At 69.8% G+C, this 13,616-nt stretch carries 14 protein-coding genes; 3 read left to right on the top strand and 11 right to left on the bottom strand.

The window, feature by feature from the left end; genetic code table 11:
• Positions 1 to 89: 89 nt before the first annotated feature.
• Complete coding sequence (locus ACFWY6_RS09650) at positions 90 to 1,910, bottom strand: alpha-L-fucosidase (protein WP_384687661.1); 1,821 nt, start codon at positions 1,908 to 1,910, stop codon at positions 90 to 92.
• 405 nt (positions 1,911 to 2,315) lie between these two features.
• On the opposite strand from ACFWY6_RS09650, the gene ACFWY6_RS09645 reads away from it, so the two are divergent.
• The gene (locus tag ACFWY6_RS09645; RefSeq protein ID WP_384687660.1) at positions 2,316 to 2,981 is read left to right on the top strand and encodes a response regulator; all 666 of its coding nucleotides are present in this window, start codon (positions 2,316 to 2,318) and stop codon (positions 2,979 to 2,981) included.
• Between the two features lie 31 nt (positions 2,982 to 3,012).
• Here the strand turns inward: ACFWY6_RS09645 and ACFWY6_RS09640 are convergent, their stop codons facing one another.
• The 9 genes from ACFWY6_RS09640 to ACFWY6_RS09600 are packed head-to-tail and all read right to left on the bottom strand — an operon-like array spanning position 3,013 to position 10,060.
• The gene (locus ACFWY6_RS09640) at positions 3,013 to 3,852 is read right to left on the bottom strand and encodes a cyclase family protein (RefSeq protein WP_384687659.1); all 840 of its coding nucleotides are present in this window, start codon (positions 3,850 to 3,852) and stop codon (positions 3,013 to 3,015) included.
• Between the two features lie 36 nt (positions 3,853 to 3,888).
• Positions 3,889 to 4,875 (bottom strand): PfkB family carbohydrate kinase, encoded by a 987-nt coding sequence (locus tag ACFWY6_RS09635; protein ID WP_384687658.1) that lies wholly within the window; start codon positions 4,873 to 4,875, stop codon positions 3,889 to 3,891.
• A gap of 7 nt (positions 4,876 to 4,882) precedes the next feature.
• Entirely contained in the window at positions 4,883 to 5,326 is a 444-nt protein-coding gene (locus ACFWY6_RS09630; protein WP_384687657.1) for an SRPBCC family protein, read from the bottom strand.
• A 1-nt stretch (position 5,327) separates the two neighbouring features.
• A complete protein-coding gene (locus tag ACFWY6_RS09625) occupies positions 5,328 to 5,582 on the bottom strand; it encodes an acyl carrier protein (protein ID WP_384687656.1) in 255 nt (84 codons plus the stop codon).
• Positions 5,583 to 5,627: 45 nt separating this feature from the next.
• Positions 5,628 to 6,053 carry a holo-ACP synthase gene (acpS, locus tag ACFWY6_RS09620; RefSeq protein WP_384687655.1) on the bottom strand — a complete coding sequence of 142 codons (426 nt, stop codon included), beginning with the start codon at positions 6,051 to 6,053 and terminating at the stop codon, positions 5,628 to 5,630.
• Positions 6,032 to 7,279, bottom strand: a complete 1,248-nt coding sequence (locus ACFWY6_RS09615) for a beta-ketoacyl-[acyl-carrier-protein] synthase family protein (RefSeq protein ID WP_384687654.1) — start codon at positions 7,277 to 7,279, stop codon at positions 6,032 to 6,034. Before ACFWY6_RS09615 ends, acpS begins: the two co-directional genes overlap by 22 nt.
• The gene (locus tag ACFWY6_RS09610) at positions 7,276 to 8,565 is read right to left on the bottom strand and encodes a beta-ketoacyl-[acyl-carrier-protein] synthase family protein (RefSeq protein WP_384687653.1); all 1,290 of its coding nucleotides are present in this window, start codon (positions 8,563 to 8,565) and stop codon (positions 7,276 to 7,278) included. Before ACFWY6_RS09610 ends, ACFWY6_RS09615 begins: the two co-directional genes overlap by 4 nt.
• Complete coding sequence (locus tag ACFWY6_RS09605; protein WP_384687652.1) at positions 8,565 to 9,629, bottom strand: methyltransferase domain-containing protein; 1,065 nt, start codon at positions 9,627 to 9,629, stop codon at positions 8,565 to 8,567. The genes ACFWY6_RS09610 and ACFWY6_RS09605 overlap by 1 nt, the downstream gene beginning before the upstream one ends.
• Positions 9,626 to 10,060 (bottom strand): cupin domain-containing protein, encoded by a 435-nt coding sequence (locus tag ACFWY6_RS09600; RefSeq protein WP_360764777.1) that lies wholly within the window; start codon positions 10,058 to 10,060, stop codon positions 9,626 to 9,628. Before ACFWY6_RS09600 ends, ACFWY6_RS09605 begins: the two co-directional genes overlap by 4 nt.
• A gap of 309 nt (positions 10,061 to 10,369) precedes the next feature.
• Between ACFWY6_RS09600 and ACFWY6_RS09595 the strand changes: the two genes are divergently transcribed.
• On the top strand, positions 10,370 to 10,765 hold the full coding sequence (locus tag ACFWY6_RS09595) for a hypothetical protein (RefSeq protein WP_384687651.1): 396 nt from the start codon (positions 10,370 to 10,372) through the stop codon (positions 10,763 to 10,765).
• On the opposite strand, the gene ACFWY6_RS09590 is transcribed toward ACFWY6_RS09595, so the two are convergent.
• On the bottom strand, positions 10,725 to 11,078 hold the full coding sequence (locus ACFWY6_RS09590; RefSeq protein ID WP_266871837.1) for a helix-turn-helix domain-containing protein: 354 nt from the start codon (positions 11,076 to 11,078) through the stop codon (positions 10,725 to 10,727). The genes ACFWY6_RS09595 and ACFWY6_RS09590 overlap by 41 nt on opposite strands.
• A 162-nt stretch (positions 11,079 to 11,240) precedes the next feature.
• Between ACFWY6_RS09590 and ACFWY6_RS09585 the strand changes: the two genes are divergently transcribed.
• Positions 11,241 to 13,424, top strand: coding sequence for an alpha-N-acetylglucosaminidase (locus tag ACFWY6_RS09585; protein WP_384687650.1), 2,184 nt, complete (start codon positions 11,241 to 11,243; stop codon positions 13,422 to 13,424).
• Positions 13,425 to 13,616: the final 192 nt, after the last annotated feature.

The raw sequence follows: 13,616 nt of genomic DNA, 5'->3' as shown, positions 1-13,616 counted from the left end.
CTTTCGCGGCGGGGGGGCGGGGGCGGGGGGGGGGGACCCCGCCCCCCACCCCCTCCCCGGAGGCGGCGATCCGCCACTGGGCGGGGATTTCAGTTCGCGTACAACTGCGTTGCAGGGACGATCTGTTGCTCCTGGCCGGGGCTCGACCACAGCAGCTTCATGTGGGCCTCGCCCGTGTTCTCCGCGTAGTCGATCCTGATGGAGTGCCGGGTGCCCGCCGTCAGCTTCACCTGGGCCTTGTCGATCCTCGGCTCGTGCGGCGTCCAGGAGTCGATGACCAGCTTGCCGTCGATCCACACCCGCGCCACGTCGTCCGAGACGGTCGTCAGCGTGTACGTCTCCGAACGGCGCGGCTCCAGCTTGCCCGTCCAGCGGACGCCGAACTTGTCGGAGGGAATGTCGGCGGCCGGTGAACCCTCGTACTTCCAGGCGTGGTTGACCGTCGCGTCGGTGCGGGTGATCTTCGGCGTGCCGCTCAGCTCCGCGTTGTCGAAGATCTCCTGCTTGAGGCCCTTGCCCTTGCCGGGGCGGGCCGTCGGGCCGGGATCGACCTTCAGCTCGATGACGGTGGCGGTGTCGTTCGTCGCCGCTCCGGAGGGCTTGATGTCGTATCCGTCACCGGACTTGGCGACCTCCACCCGCTGGTCGCTGCCGAGCACCCGCGCCGATGTGACCTTGAAGTCCGTGCGCGCCTTCAGATGCAGGGCGGAACCGTCCGTCGGCCACTGGGTGACCGCCGCGTAGAGCTTGTCGCCCTTGCGGCTCACCGAACCCCAGGCCGGCTCTTCGACGAGTCCGCCGTAGCGGGCGGCAAAGACCGCCTCGCCCTGGGCCGACGTACGCAGCCAGTCGCCCATCTGCTTCAGGCGGTCGACGGAGGGCTGGGGGACGCGGCCGCGGGCGTCGGGGCCGACGTTCAGGAGGTAGTTGCCGCTGCGGGACGTGGTGGAGAGGAGGTTGCGGACCAGGGTGCTCGACGACTTCCAGTCCGTGTCGTAACGGGCGAAGCCCCAGTGGTCGTTGAGGGTCATGCAGGATTCCCAGAGCTGGCCGTCGACGGGGGCGCCGGGGATCTCCTGCTCGGGGGTGCCGTAGTCGCCGTCGACGACGCGGCGTTTGCCCACGCGGTTGTTGATGACCAGGTCGGGGTCGAGGTCGCGGAGGTAGGCCTCCAGCTTCTCGCCGTCCCTGGCCGTCCAGGGGTTGTTGGGCTTGTCGGTGTCCCACTCGCCGTCGAACCACAGGAGCGCCGGGTCGTAGTTGTCGACCAGCTCCTTGAGCTGGGCGCGCATCCGCTTCTCGTACTTGGGGAAGGTGGCCGGGTCGGGGAAGTCCTTGTCGTGCCAGTCCCAGATCGAGTAGTAGAAGCCGAGCTTGATGCCCGCGTCGTCGGAGGCCTTCTTCAGCTCGGCGAGAATGTCGCGATTCTTGTCGAAGGAGGAGTGGTCGCGCAGGTTGTAGTCGTTGACCTTCGTCGGCCACATCGCGTAGCCCTCGTGGTGCTTCGAGGTGATGACGATGTAGCGCATCCCGGCGTCCTTGGCCGCCTTGACCACGGCCTTGGCGTCGAAGTCGGCGGGGTTGAACGTCGCGGCCTGCTTCTCGTACTCGGCCTGCGGGATGTCGCACTCGCGCTGGATCCACTCGGCGTTCCGGCAGACGGAGCCGTCGGCCTTCTTGTACTCGCCCTCCAGGTTCGAGTACGCGCCGAAGTGGATGAACATGCCGAAGCGGTCCTGGCGGAACCAGCTGGTGCGGTCGGCGGTGAAGGGGTCGTCCGTGGCGTGGTCGGTACCGGGGCCCGCGACCGGCTCCGGGGCGCTGTCCGGCATCGCGGTCGCCTGCGGGACGACGGCGAACGCCAGCGAGGCGGCGAGGAGCAGGGCTGGTCCGGCGGCTCTCTTGCGCATGGGGCGGCTCCTGAGGTTGAGGGGTCGCTCGGGAACGTAGGGAGGAATACATCGGATGTCAATGCGCCCAACTGACCCTCCTACACCGGATGTTGGCCGCTTCACGTCGCATCGCTCCGATGACTGACCCGCAACCGACACCCCGCGGGCCGCCCGCTCCATGACCACCCCATGACCACCCCGCGCCAATGAAAGGTTCAACCGAAATGCGATCAATCACCGAATGGCGTCCGCCACATAATTGACAATTAACCAGAAGAGTGATTCGTCCGGTGGTGTAGCATCGGATGTGGCAGATATTCGTCGACGATGGAAATCAGCCAACGGGGGCAAGGAGCAGGAGACTTGATGCCCCCATGTTCTGATCTTTCACAGTCGTGAATGCGGAACCCAGGGGGGTCTTCAATGTCATCGATAAGGGTCCTGCTCGTCGACAGCGAACAACTGGTGCTGGAAGGTTTCCGAAAGCTCCTCGACGGCTTTACGGAATTCTGCGTGGTGTCGATAACCCACGACGCGGCATCGGCGCTGGCGCAGTTACACAGGCACCGCCCGCAGATCGTCGTGATGGGGCTCGGCGTGGCCGGCACGGGCGGTGTGGACGCGATCCGGGCGATCCGCCGCGCGTCCGGCCACGTACGGATCGTCATCCTCTCCTCCAACCAACAGCCGGTCTACATGCGAGAAGCCTTCGTCGCCGGCGCCAACGCCTATCTCTCCCGCAGCATCGACGCCGTCGAACTGCGCGAGACGCTGCTCGCCGTGCACCGCGACGGCGCCGCGTTCACGGCGGCCACCGCGGGCCCGATCCTGCAGTTGATGGCGGGCCGCGGCTGCGGCGACGACTCGCCCCTCGCGATGCTCACGGAACGCGAGCGGCAGATTCTGTCCATGGTGGCCGACGACCACGAGACGGATTGCATCGCCACGCATCTGGGGATACGCCCGAAGACTGTCCGAAACTATCTCAGCCGTATCTACGCCAAACTGGGCACGCCCAATCGCGTACAGACCGTGCTGTACGCAAAGCGCTCCTTGGGCCGGCAAGTAGATGTGGCGACCGACCCGTGATGTGGGTGGAATTCCTCGGCAATTGGGTAATTCAGCGCGGTTCCTCTATGTGCGCCACCGCCCTGCACCATGCCGCTCCCGCATCCGCGAGCGCGATCGGGAAGGCCATGAAGGTGAACGGGCCGTGCCGCGGCAGCCCCCGCAGCCCCGCCAGGCCTTCGATCTGGATGAACTCCCGCTCCCTGCCGTGCAGATGAGTGGGCCACAGCGCCCCGGGGTCACGCGTCTCGTAGAAGGACTCCACCATGGCGCGGGCCGGGCCGTCGAAGCTCCAGCAGTCCGTGCCGATGACCTTCACGCCGAGGTCGAGGAGGTGGTCGACGGCCTCGGGGGTGATGGCGGTGGACTGCGTGTAGTACGCGGGAGTGCCGAGCCGGAGATCGGAGTCCGTGCGGAACAGCACCACCGTCCCTGGCCCCACACCCGAACCCGCCGCGTCCAGCGCCTTCTTGACGCCGGCCGCCGTGACACGGCCCTCGCAGCCGCGGACATCGAGCACGACGCCAGGACCGCTGAACCACTCCAGGGGCAGGTCCATCACCTTCTTCGCCGGTTCGCCCGCGCACTCGGGGCCGTAGTGGAAGGGCGCGTCGACGTGCGTGCCCTGGTGCACGGACATCCGGTAGAACTCGTTGGAGAGGAAGCAGCCGCCGGGCAGATCGCGCTCGCGCAGGCGCCGGGCGCCGATGAGCCACCGCCAGAAGTTGAGGCACCTGTCCCTTCTGCTGTCACCGGGCAACGCCCGGATCCTGCGCGACAGTTGACGGATCCCGTCGCGGTGCAGCCACTGCTCGAACTCGACGCCGGGCGCCCGGCGGCTGATGGGGATGCTCAGGTCGACGTACATGGTCGGATGCGTCTCGCTCTCCATGGTTGAGGTTCATGTGCTGAGATTCATGTCTGAGGTTCACGCCGCGTAGGTGAGCAGGCGGCGGATCGCGGCCGCCGCCGTGTGTCCGTAGGCGCCCCTGGCCCGGTTCAGCAGGACGCGTACGTCCATCGGGTACTCCTGCGAGCCGGGTGACTCCAGGGCGAACGAGGCCAGGACGCAGCCCAGTTGGGCCGCCCGCTCCAGCGGGATGCCGCGCGCGACGCCGGCCAGGAGGCCGGCACGCAGCGCGTCGCCCGCCCCGGCCGGATCGGCCACGGTGACCGAGCCGATCGCGGGGACCAGGGAGGGCCGGTGGCCCGCCCGCTCGATCCGCACCCCGGCCGGGCCGAGCGCGGTCACCCACGCCCCGACCCGGTCGAGGAGCTGCACGGCGGTCCAGCCGGTCGCACCCCTCAGGAGTGCGGACTCCTCCTCGCCGGTGAAGAGGCAACGGGCCCCGGACACAAGTGACTTGGCGCACGCCCGGCTCATCCCGGAGATCCGCCGCGCGACGTGGACCGCGAACGGCAGCCCCAGCGCACGGCACTCCTTCACGTGCCGGAGCATCGCGGCCGGGTCGTCGTCCGGCGCGATCATCACCAGGTCGATCCCGCCCGTGCGCTCCACGACGGAACGCAGCGGGCGGGCCCGCGCCGAACGCGTCGCGCCCGGCCGGAAGGTGCTGATCCGGTGCCCGTCGATGTCGGTCGTGCACACCTGGTGAGCGGTGGGCTCGCCCGGCACGACGCGTACGGAATCGGTGTCCACGCCGTGCTGCTTGAGCCACACCTGGTAGTCGGCGAAGTCGGAGCCCGCCACGCCCACCAGGACCGGGTCCTGGCCCAGCCTGCCGAGCCCGTAGGCGATGTTGGCGGCCGTGCCGCCCCTGCGTGTCTCCACGCGCTCGGCGAGGAACGTCAGGGACGCGAGGTGCGGCCGGCCGGTGACCGGCCGCACCGGGAAGCGGCCCGGGAAGGTGATGAGGTGGTCCATCGCGATGACCCCCGTGACTGCGATGGGCACAGGGCGATCAGACCCCGGACTCGATCTTCCGCTTGATGCCCGTCTGGTTCTGCCGGGTGTGCGCGTTCATGCGCTCCACGACGGTCGGCAGCGGGACGTCGAACTCGTCGTCGACCTCGAAGTCCTGCACCCAGGTCATCAGCGTCCCTTCGGGCACCTGTCGGTAGCTCCACCTGAGGTGCATATAGCGGAAGGGGTAGAGCGGATCGCGCCGCTCGGCGACCGCGGTCAGCTCCCGGTGGTCGAGGAGCCGCCAGGACGTCCAGGTGGATCCCTCCGGGTTGCTGAGCTCGAAGAGGATCTCGGTCCAGCGTCCTTCCCGCTCCTCGGAGACCACCTTGGCGTGGCTGTATTCGTCGAAGAGACGGGGCCAGCGGCCGATGTCGTTGGTGACGTCGAAGACGTGCCGTGCGTCCGCCTCGATGACGACGCTGTTCTCGATCCTGGGCATCTCAGCTCCTCACCGCGCCGGCGCCCGCCGACAGCAGCCGGTCCACGCAGTCGACGAGGTCGCGGAAGGTGCGGAAGCCGCCCTCGGCGTCCGCGTCGATGCTGATGCCGAAGTGCTGTTCGAGGGCGACGACGACCTCCACCAGCTCGGTCGAGTCGATGTCCAGGTCCTCGGCGATGCGCCGGTCGTCGGCGAGCTCCTCGCTCTCGAAGCCCGCACCGCGCATGACGGTGACCACGTTCTCTCGTACATCCATGGAACTCACGTACTCCTTGGGAAAGTTGATGTTCATGACCAGTCGTCAGTCGGCGACCGCGATCGCCACGGCGACGCCCGCCTCGTGCGAGATGCTCACGTGAAGCCCGCTGTAGTCGGCGCGCCGGAAGGCCTCGCCGGCCCGGCCCGTCAGCCGGGGCACCGGTTGCCCCGAGGCGTCGCGGCCGATCTCGACGTCCAGCCAGCCGCACCCTTCGCCGTATCCGCCGAGCGCCTTGCGCACGGCCTCCTTGGCGGCGATCCGTCCTGCCATGCGGTGGGCCCGGTGGCGCGGCGAACCGTCGCACAGGGCCTGTTCGTTGACCGTGAGCAGACGGTCGACGATCCGCTGTCCGCGCCGCTCGACCATGCCCCGCAGCCGCTCGACGTCGACGACGTCGATGCCCACGGCGCGGATGCCCGCGAGCGCGGACAGGGCCCCCGTCGCGGTCAACGCCTCAGCAGCAGACATGCGTTGACACCTCCCAGACCGCGGGAGACGACCAGTGTGTGTTCCAGACCGGAGACCGGGCGCGCCGCACCGGCGACCAGATCGAGATCGATGCCCGGCGCCTTCCTGTCCAGGTTGACCGTCGGCGGTACGACGCCTTCGCGCATCGCCCGCAGTGCGAGCGCCGTGTCGGCGGGCGCCGCCGCTCCAAGGAGATGCCCGAAGCCCGACTTGGGCGCGGTGACCGGGAGTCGACCCGCCCTGGCGCCGAACGCCTCGTGCAGCGCGTACCCCTCCGTGACGTCCTCGAAGGGGATGCCCGAGCCGTGCGCGAAGACCGCGCCGATGTCGGCGCCGGTGATCCCGGCGCGTTCGGTGGCGGTCCGCATGGCGCGGCCAAGGACCTGTCCGGTGGGTTCGACGGTGTAGTACGGCATGTAGCCGTCCGTGCTCACGCCCCAGCCGGCCAGTTCGCCGAGGCTCGGCGCGCCGCGCCGCTCGGCGTGCTCGCGGCGCTCCATGACCAGGAAGACCGCTCCCTCGCCGAAGACGCTGCCGCCGTGGCCCGCGTCGAAGGGCCGGTACAGCTCGTGCGGGGCGAGCGGGGCGCGGGACTTGGCGCCGAGCCCGCTGGTCTCCATGCAGAGCCAGCCGTACGGCGACAGGGGCGCCTCCACGCCTCCCGCGATCACCACGTCCGCACGGTCGCGAAGGAGCGACTCCGCCGCGCCGATCAGCGCGTACGCACCGCTGGCCCGGTCGGCGACGTACGTACGGGCCGGGCCCTTGATCCCCTGGTCGATGCAGATGTTGCCCTGCGGCGCTGCGGGGAACCAGGCGGTCGCCTGGTAGGGGCTGACGGCCCGCGGACCGTCGGTCCACAGGTGGCGCAGCTCCCGCTCGGCGAACTCCCAGCCGCCCAGGATGTTGCCGACCATGACGCCGGTCCGCTCGGGCGTGACCTGGTCGCCCACGGTGACGCGGGCGTCCGCCAATGCCTGGCGCACGGCGTGCACGGACAGGTGGGTGAAGCGGTCGGTGCGCTTGACGAAACGGGACGGCAGTTCGGCGCGGGCGTCGAAGCCCGCCTGCCCCGCGGCGTCGCACGCGTACTCCGACGCGTCGAACCGGTCGATGGCGCCGACCAGCGGCGTGCCGTCGCGTGCGCCGTCCCATAGGGGATCGATGCCGATGCCGGCGGGCGTGACCGCGCCGATTCCGGTGATGACGACGCTCTCGACGCTCATCGGGTGGCCCCTTCCCGTACGGCACGGGTGACGAGCGCGGCGTGCAGCCCGGCGAATCCGCTGGCGCCCTTGAGGATCGTGTCGCCGTGCCACGGGCGGCCGGCCCCCGGTACGTAATCCAGGTCGCACGTCGGGTCCGGCGTCTCGTAGTTGGCGGTCGGATGGACGAAGGAGTGCTTGCCCTCCAGGGCGCAGAGCACGATCTCCATGGCGCTCGCCGCGGCCAGCGCGTGGCCGACCATCGACTTGGCCGAGTTCACCGGGATCTCCCGGGCGCGCTCGCCCAGGGCGAGCTTGAGGGCGCTGGTCTCGCAGGTGTCGTTCTGTGGCGTGGAGCTGCCGTGCGAGTTGACGTGATCGATGTCCTCGGGACACAGGCCGGCCTCCGCTACGGCCTGGGTCATGGCGCGGGTCAGGTCCGCGCCGTCGGACAGCAGATCGGTCATGTGCGCGGCGTTGGAGGTGTGCGAGAAGCCGTCGATCGTCATGTACGGCGTGGCGCCCCGCCTCTCCGCATGCTCGCGCGACTCCAGGACGACGATTCCGCAGCCCTCGCCGAGCACGAAGCCGTCGCGCCCCACGTCGTACGGGCGTGAGGCGGCCTCGGGCCGGTCGCTGTGGGAGCGCGAGAGACAGTTGATGATCTCGAAGGACGCCACGGTCACCGGGGTGATGGGTGCCTCGCTCGCCCCCGCGATCATCACGTCCGCGTCGCCGTGCCGGATCGCCTCGTAGGCGTGCCCGACCGCGTCGACGCCGCCGATGCAGCCCGTCGACAGGGTCACGCACGGGCCCCGCATGCCGAGCAGCGCGGACAGGATCGTCCCCGGGGTGTTCGACATCGAGGCGAGGTAGAGATCGCGGCCCGCCTTCGCCGGGTCGATGGGCTTGCGCCCCTCGTCGGTCACCCGCAGGAACTCCTCCTCCATCCTCGGAGTGCCGCAGATCGCCGTGGACAGCGAGAGTCCGGCGCGATCGGGGTCGTATCCGCCCTGTTCGAGGCCCGCGTCACGGACGGCCTGGTACACGGCCGCGACGGCGAACTGCGTGTAGCGGTCGAGCCGTTGCACCTCGGGCGGCAGCGCGGATATCTGCTCTTCGAACCCCTCGACCTCGGCGATCGAGTCCGACAGGAAGTCGAAATCTCCGAAGAGCGCCGAACTCGTGATGTCGGAAAGGGGCTTGGTGACACTCTTCCCCGCTGAGATGGTCTTCCATAATTCTTCTGTGCCTATGCCGGCCGGGCTGACCACACCGAGCCCGGTGACCACCACTTCTCGCACCACTAACGCCTTTCTCCTGTCAGGACCGTGATGAGACCGGGCGTGACGGACCCCTTCGCCGTCACGCCGTATTTCTCCATGACCGCGCGGTACGCGGATTCCTCCTGGACCGCGCCCGCCTCGGTGTTCACCAGCAGGCTGAGCGCGATCATCGGCCGGTGCAGGGCGGGCCGCCCCGGCTCCTGGCGCATGACGTCCACGACCAGGAGCGTGCCGCCGGGAGTCAGCAGCCGCGCGCACTCGGCGACGAGCCGCTCCGTGGCGACCGGTCCCGCAAAACGGCTCAGATGCGCCAGTACGACGGTGTCGAAGCAGCCGTCGGGGAAGGGCGCCCTGATGGCCCCCTTCTCCGCGTCCCCGGTGAAGTCGGCGGGAACGAAGCGGAACCGCTCGGCCACGCCGAACTCCTCCGCCCTCCCCCGCGCGGCCCCGAGCAGCTCGGGATCGTCATGCGCCACCACCCGCGCCTCCGGGTCGGCGGCGGCCAGCGCGATGCCCCACTCCCCGCTGCCCGCCGCGAAGTCGAGGACACGGCCGGCCGCGGGCAGCGCCAGCTCCCGCACCACACGGAAGGCGGTGCGCACGGCCACGGGAAAGATCCCGCAGAACATCCCGGGATACCGCCCCCGGGCCTCGGGAGACCCGAGCTCACCGCCGCCGTGCCCGCCCCGCCGCACCAGTTCGGTCAGGCCGCTCCACTGCTCCCACTCCGCGAGTACGTCCGCGAAGTGGTCGCCGAGATACCCCCGGCCGCCCTCGACCAGCTGGGCGCGGGAGGCCTCGGTGAGCGCCCAGCTCTCGTCGTCGCCGCCCGTGACGAGGCCCAGCTCCTCCAGGGCGGCGAGCAGTGCGCGCAGCGCGGCGGTGTCGCAGCCCAGCTCGGCGGCGAGACCCCGGGTGCCGCGCGGCCCTCGGGCGAGGCCGGTGAACACGCCGAGGTCCAGTGCCGTGCCGAGGACCCTGGCGCGGGCGAACCCGAAGTTCAGGGCGAGCAGTGGGCCGGGGTCCGGGGCGTCCTCGTACGGCGTGAGGGCGCGGCGCTCGGCGGCTACGGCCGGGGCGGTCACTTGCCGCCCTCCACGAGGCTCACGTACTCGGGGTTCTGGGTGTACTCGTACGGGTCGTCGGAGAGGAAGACGTTGCGCACGGGCGGCCGCTCGCACGGCGCGACGACCAGGAACCGGCAGGTCTGGCCGGGTCCGGTGACGAATCCGTGGGGTTCGTTGCGCGGGATGAAGATGGCGTCGCCCGGCCCGACCTCCTCGGTCCTGCCGAGTTCCGGCATGACGAGCCCCATCGACCCTTCGAGCACATAGATCTCGTGTTCCCACTCGTGATAATGGGGCGGTGTGGAGCCGTTGGGAGAAACCTCGAATTCGGTGAGTACGAATCGGTCGGCGCCGTCCGGTGTGTCGATCAATTTCCGGTGGGTGGTCTCCTTCGCCCCCGGTTCGCGGACGATCTCGGCCTTGACGGCTGTCCTGTGCACGCGCTTCATGTGCTGCCTTTCCCTGAAGGGATGACGTGAAGGGATGAGGCGCCCGGCCGCTTTCGGATTTCAAAGGGCTTTCACAGGCGCCGCGAACGAACGTAGGCCGGGCGCGGCGTCCTCATCTATGGGCAGGGACCGCCGCCGACGTCGGGACTTGAGGCCGGGCACACGGGGGCGGATCGCCCATGGGGACGGGACAAAGTCCCAGGCGGCACCTCGTGGACTTCCGGGAGCACCTCGTGGACTTCCGGAGGCGCCCGCCCACGAGTACGCTTCGAAAATCGAATCACCCGAGCCTCAGGAGGATCCGGCACGATGAGCCTCGACATACGTGACGTACTCGCGCCCGGCACCCCCGGCAGGACCCCGCTGCCGCTCGCACCGGACGTCGTCTTCCACAGCCCCGTCGCCGACTACAGCGGGCAGGACGACGTGGCGCACCTCTTCCTCACGATCGGCCAGTGCCTGACCGGGATCGAGCCTCTCCAGGAGTTCACCGAGGACGGCGGCCGGAACAGCGTGACGACGTTCAACGGAAGGGTCGGCGAGGAGTCCGCCTACGGCGTCTTCGTCCAACAGCTGGGCTTGGATGGCTACTTGACCGAGGCAACGCTCCTGCTTCGTCCGCTCAGTACGCTGCGGACCGCCGTCGCGCTGATGGGCGAGGCGCTCACGGCCGATCCGCTGCCGAGTCGGCGCCGACCTCGGTAGCCCACCGCCGGGCCCAGGCGTCCAGCGGCATGAGCGCCTGATGGGCCTCGCGGCCGAGCGCGGTCAACGTATAGGAACTGTCCGGCAGTTGCTGGACGAGACGCGCTTCGAGCAGTTCGGTCAGGCGCTGGCGCAGCACGCTGGACGACATGGCGTCACAGCGCTCCCGCAGCGCGCGAAAACCCAGCGGGTCCGCCCGCAGCTCCCAGACGATCCGCAGGCTCCAGCGGCGCCCGAACAGATCGAGCGCGGCCATCAGCGGGCGCCCGGTGGTGGAGGCGCCGGTCGCCCTGCCGGGCAGCGGTGTGCTCATCCGCCGACGCTAGCATCACCGCTTCGGCTATCGAAGCGGCGGGCGGCACGCGGCCCAGGCGACACCCCGCACGGGACCTTGACCCCGCCGCGAGCCCCCTCCATCGTGAGGCGCCGTCCACGCCCGTCGAGCACCGCCGAACCGGGAGGGTATCCCTTCACCATGCCCCTGGCCCGCCGCACCTTCCTGGCCGCCATCGCCGGCACGACCGGCGCCACGGTCGCCTGTTCCGGAGCCGCCGCCGACAGCACACCGGCCGGGCGGCCCCCCGCCGCCGATGCCGCCCGGCGCCTGCTCCCCCGCCACTGGGAACAGCTCACCTTCGAGACGTCGGGCCCCGCCGACACGTTCCGGGTGTCCGGCAGCCGCGGGAACATCACGATCACCGCACCCACACCGGCCGCACAACTCACCGGCCTGCGCCACTACTTGAAGCACACCACCCACACGAACATCACCTGGGCCGGCAGCCAGACGGACCTCCCCGACCGGCTCCCCGCCCCGGACAGAGCACTGAACGGCCGCGCCAACACCCCGCACCGCTTCGTGCTCAACGACACGAACGACGGCTACACCGGGGCGTACCACGACTGGTCGTACTGGGAGCGCGAGCTGGACGTGCTCGCGCTGCACGGCTACAACGAGGTCCTCGTGTACGTGGGCGCGGACGCGCTCTACCACCGGGTGTTCCAGGAGTTCGGCTACTCCGACCAGGAGTTGCGCGAGTGGATCCCGGCCCCGGCGCACCAGCCATGGTGGCTGCTCCAGAACATGTCGGCGTTCCCCTACCCCGTGTCGCGCCAACTCCTCGACCGCCGGGCCGCCTTGGGCAGACGCATCGCGGACCGGCTCCGCGAGCTGGGCATGACGCCGGTGCTCCCCGGCTACTTCGGCACGGTCCCGCCGGACTTCACGGCGAAGAACCCCGGAGCGAAGACGGTGCCGCAGGGCGACTGGGTCGGCTTTACGCGCCCGGACTGGCTGGACCCGCGCACGGAGCACTTCGCCCGCGTGTCCGCCGCGTTCTACCGCGCCCAGGAAGAGCTGTTCGGCCCATCAACCATGTACAAGATGGATCTCCTCCACGAGGGCGGAAAGCCGGGGGACGTCCCCGTCGGCGATGCGGCCAAGGCGGTCGAGAAGGCACTCCACACCGCGCACCCCGGCGCGACCTGGGTGATCCTCGGCTGGCAGAGCAACCCCCCGAAGGCCATCGTGGACGCCGTCGACAAGACGCGCATGCTGGTGGTGGACGGCCTCTCCGACCGCTTCCCCACCGTCACCGACCGCGAGTCCGACTGGAATTCGACGCCGTACACCTTCGGTTCGATCTGGAACTTCGGCGGACACACGACGCTGGGCGCCAACGCCCCCGACTGGGCGGCGCTGTACGAGAAGTGGCGCACCAAGGAGGGCAGCGCGCTGTCCGGCATCTCGCTGATGCCGGAGGCGGCCGACAACAACCCGGCGGCGTTCGAGCTGTTCTCCGAACTGGCGTGGCGTACGGACGACTTGGACCTCGCCGACTGGTTCGCCGAGTGGTCCGTGTCCCGCTACGGCGCGGCGGACCAGCACGCGGCGGCCGCCTGGGACATCCTGCGCCGCACGGCGTACGGCACGACGCGCGCCGACGAGTGGTCGGAGGGCGCGGACGGCCTCTTCGGCGCGCGACCGAGCCTGTCGGCGAAGTCGGCGGCGGCGTGGTCGCCGCAGGCGATGCGGTACGAACCGTCGGAGTTCGAGCCGGCACTGGGCGAACTCCTCGCTGTGCGGCGGGAGTTGCGAGGGTCATCCGCATACCGCAGGGACGTCCTGGACGTGGCGCGCCAGGCCCTCTCGAACCGAAGCCGCACGCTTCTCCCCCGGATCAAGCAGGCGTACGACGCCAAGGACACCCCTCGCTTCGACGAGCTGACGCGCGACTGGCTCGCGCTCATGGACCTGCTGGACAGGCTGATGGCGACCGACTCCCGCCATCTCCTTGGCCGTTGGGTGGCGGACGCGCGTTCATGGGGTGCCGACACCACGGAGAAGGACCGGCTCGCGTACGACCAGCTGTCGCTGCTGACCGTGTGGGGCACGCGGTCCGGGGCGGACGCGGGCCTTCGCGACTACGCCAACAGGGAGTGGGCGGGACTCGTCGGCGGCCTCTACCGGCTGCGCTGGTCGACGTACTTCAAGGAGCTGGGGGCGGCGCTGACGGAGGGCCGGGAGCCGAAGCCGATCGACTGGTTCGCGGTGGAGGAGGGCTGGATTCGCGATCCGGGGTCACTGGCAACGCGCCCGAGCGGGGACACGTACAAAGTCGCAGTTCAGGTGCGCGAACACCTGACTGAGTCACGGTAGCGACCGACACCCTCACCCCCCAAGATCACCAACTCCCCCTCCATTGACGGGTATACGTCACTCCGAATCTCTGGTAGGAAACTTTCCTAACAGTGCAACCGAGTCACCGGACTCGGCCGGAACGACGCACTCCTCCCCCCACCTTGGAGGCCCCGTGCCCACCCCCCACAGCACTCCCGCGCACCGTCTGCA

Source organism: Streptomyces sp. NPDC059037 (assembly GCF_042740015.1).
Taxonomy (GTDB): Bacteria; Actinomycetota; Actinomycetes; order Streptomycetales; family Streptomycetaceae; genus Streptomyces.
Note: the sequence above shows the minus strand (reverse complement) of the source record. Positions and strands in the feature narration are given on the sequence as shown.